Annotated in this window: 2 rRNA genes; both read left to right on the forward strand. The window is 52.1% G+C overall.

Going from position 1 to position 3242, the window contains the following annotated elements:
- Nucleotides 1-117: 117 nt before the first annotated feature.
- Nucleotides 118-3051: ribosomal RNA gene (locus CGZ90_RS19155) — 23S ribosomal RNA — on the forward strand.
- Between the two features lie 60 nt (nt 3052-3111).
- Nucleotides 3112-3227: ribosomal RNA gene (gene rrf / locus CGZ90_RS19160) — 5S ribosomal RNA — on the forward strand.
- Nucleotides 3228-3242: the final 15 nt, after the last annotated feature.

Here is a 3242-nt window from a genome sequence, read left to right on the forward strand (position 1 = left end):
TACTTAAGTAAGTAGCCTTGTTCTTTGAAAACTAGATATCGACATCCAAACAAGAAATGCAAGGCAGATTTGATTTAATATCGATCTGCGCTTTAAAAGCAAAACTTTATTTAATAAGGTTAAGCTAGAAAGGGCGCACGGTGGATGCCTTGGCACTAGGAGCCGAAGAAGGACGGGACGAACACCGATATGCCTCGGGGAGCTGTAAGTAAGCTTTGATCCGGGGATTTCCGAATGGGGGAACCCACCATCCGTAATGGGATGGTATCCATATCTGAATACATAGGATATGAGAAGGCAGACCCGGGGAACTGAAACATCTAAGTACCCGGAGGAAGAGAAAGAAATATTCGATTTCCCAAGTAGCGGCGAGCGAAACGGAAACAGCCCAAACCAGAGGGCTTGCCCTCTGGGGTTGTAGGACACTCTATACGGAGTTACAAAGGAACGGAGTAGGTGAAGTGACCTGGAAAGGTCAGCCGAAGAAGGTAACAGCCCTGTAGCTGAAACTTCGTTCCCTCCAGAGTGGATCCTGAGTACGGCGGGACACGTGAAACCCCGTCGGAATCCGGGAGGACCATCTCCCAAGGCTAAATACTTCCTAGTGACCGATAGTGAACCAGTACCGTGAGGGAAAGGTGAAAAGCACCCCGGAAGGGGAGTGAAATAGATCCTGAAACCGTGTGCCTACAAGTAGTCGGAGCCCATTAACGGGTGACGGCGTGCCTTTTGTAGAATGAACCGGCGAGTTACGATCCCGTGCAAGGTTAAGTCGAGAAGACGGAGCCGCAGCGAAAGCGAGTCTGAATAGGGCGCCATAGTACGTGGTCGTAGACCCGAAACCGTGTGATCTACCCATGTCCAGGGTGAAGTTCAGGTAACACTGAATGGAGGCCCGAACCCACGCACGTTGAAAAGTGCGGGGATGAGGTGTGGGTAGGGGTGAAATGCCAATCGAACACGGAGATAGCTGGTTCTCCCCGAAATAGCTTTAGGGCTAGCCTCGCGGCAAGATTCCTGGAGGTAGAGCACTGATTGGACTAGGGGCCCCCACAGGGTTACCGAATTCAGTCAAACTCCGAATGCCAGAGAATTATCCGCGGGAGTCAGACTGCGAGTGATAAGATCCGTAGTCAAGAGGGAAACAGCCCAGACCATCAGCTAAGGTCCCAAAGTATACGTTAAGTGGCAAAGGATGTGGAGTTGCCCAGACAACCAGGATGTTGGCTTAGAAGCAGCCACCATTTAAAGAGTGCGTAATAGCTCACTGGTCGAGTGACTCTGCGCCGAAAATGTAACGGGGCTAAACGTATCACCGAAGCTATGGATTGTCCTTACGGACAGTGGTAGGGGAGCGTTCGAAGTGCAGTGAAGTCAGACCGGAAGGACTGGTGGAGCGCTTTGAAGTGAGAATGCCGGTATGAGTAGCGAAAGACAAGTGAGAATCTTGTCCATCGAAAGCCTAAGGTTTCCTGAGGAAGGCTCGTCCGCTCAGGGTTAGTCGGGGCCTAAGCCGAGGCTGAAAAGCGTAGGCGATGGATAACAGGTTGATATTCCTGTACCACTTCCTTTCCGTTTGAACGATGGGGGGACGCAGTAAGGTAGGGTGAGCGCACTGATGGAATAGTGCGTCTAAGCAGTTAGGCTGATTGTGAGGCAAATCCCGCAATCGTGAAGGCTGAGCTGTGATGGCGAGGGAAATTTAGTACCGAAGTCCCTGATCCTACACTGCCAAGAAAAGCCTCTAGTGAGGAAAGATGTGCCCGTACCGCAAACCGACACAGGTAGGCGAGGAGAGAATCCTAAGATGATCGGGAGAACTCTCGTTAAGGAACTCGGCAAAATGACCCCGTAACTTCGGGAGAAGGGGTGCTCTGATAGGGTTTATCGCCCGAGAGAGCCGCAGTGAATAGATCCAAGCGACTGTTTAGCAAAAACACAGGTCTCTGCGAAACCGCAAGGTGAAGTATAGGGGCTGACACCTGCCCGGTGCTGGAAGGTTAAGAGGAGGGGTTATCCTTCGGGAGAAGCTCTGAATTGAAGCCCCAGTAAACGGCGGCCGTAACTATAACGGTCCTAAGGTAGCGAAATTCCTTGTCGGGTAAGTTCCGACCCGCACGAAAGGTGTAACGACTTGGATACTGTCTCAACGAGAGACCCGGTGAAATTATAGTACCTGTGAAGATGCAGGTTACCCGCGACAGGACGGAAAGACCCCATGGAGCTTTACTGCAGCTTGATATTGGATTTTGGTACAGCTTGTACAGGATAGGTAGGAGCCTGAGAAGCCGGAGCGCCAGCTTCGGTGGAGGCGTCGGTGGGATACTACCCTGGCTGTATTGAAATTCTAACCTTGAACCGTGATCCGGTTCGGAGACAGTGTCAGGTGGGCAGTTTGACTGGGGCGGTCGCCTCCTAAACAGTAACGGAGGCGCCCAAAGGTTCCCTCAGAATGGTTGGAAATCATTCGCAGAGTGTAAAGGCACAAGGGAGCTTGACTGCGAGACCTACAAGTCGAGCAGGGACGAAAGTCGGGCTTAGTGATCCGGTGGTTCCGCATGGAAGGGCCATCGCTCAACGGATAAAAGCTACCCTGGGGATAACAGGCTTATCTCCCCCAAGAGTCCACATCGACGGGGAGGTTTGGCACCTCGATGTCGGCTCATCGCATCCTGGGGCTGAAGTAGGTCCCAAGGGTTGGGCTGTTCGCCCATTAAAGCGGTACGCGAGCTGGGTTCAGAACGTCGTGAGACAGTTCGGTCCCTATCCGTCGCGGGCGCAGGAAATTTGAGAGGAGCTGTCCTTAGTACGAGAGGACCGGGATGGACACACCGCTGGTGTACCAGTTGTTCCGCCAGGGGCATAGCTGGGTAGCTACGTGTGGACGGGATAAGTGCTGAAAGCATCTAAGCATGAAGCCCCCCTCAAGATGAGATTTCCCATCACGCAAGTGAGTAAGACCCCTTAGAGATGATGAGGTTGATAGGTCTGGTGTGGAAGCGTGGCGACACGTGGAGCTGACAGATACTAATCGGTCGAGGGCTTAACCTTATAACGTTTGGATACGTCGATATCTAGTTTTGAAAGAGCAATCTTTCTAAAAGAATACAGTCTGGTCATGATGGCGAAGAGGCCACACCCGTTCCCATACCGAACACGGAAGTTAAGCTCTTCAGCGCCGATGGTAGTTGGGGGTTTCCCCCTGTAAGAGTAGGACGTGGCCGGGCAAGGATAGAAGATAA

It is taken from the genome of Fictibacillus aquaticus (assembly GCF_002245695.1).
In the GTDB taxonomy this organism is placed as follows: domain Bacteria; phylum Bacillota; class Bacilli; order Bacillales; family Fictibacillaceae; genus Fictibacillus; species Fictibacillus aquaticus.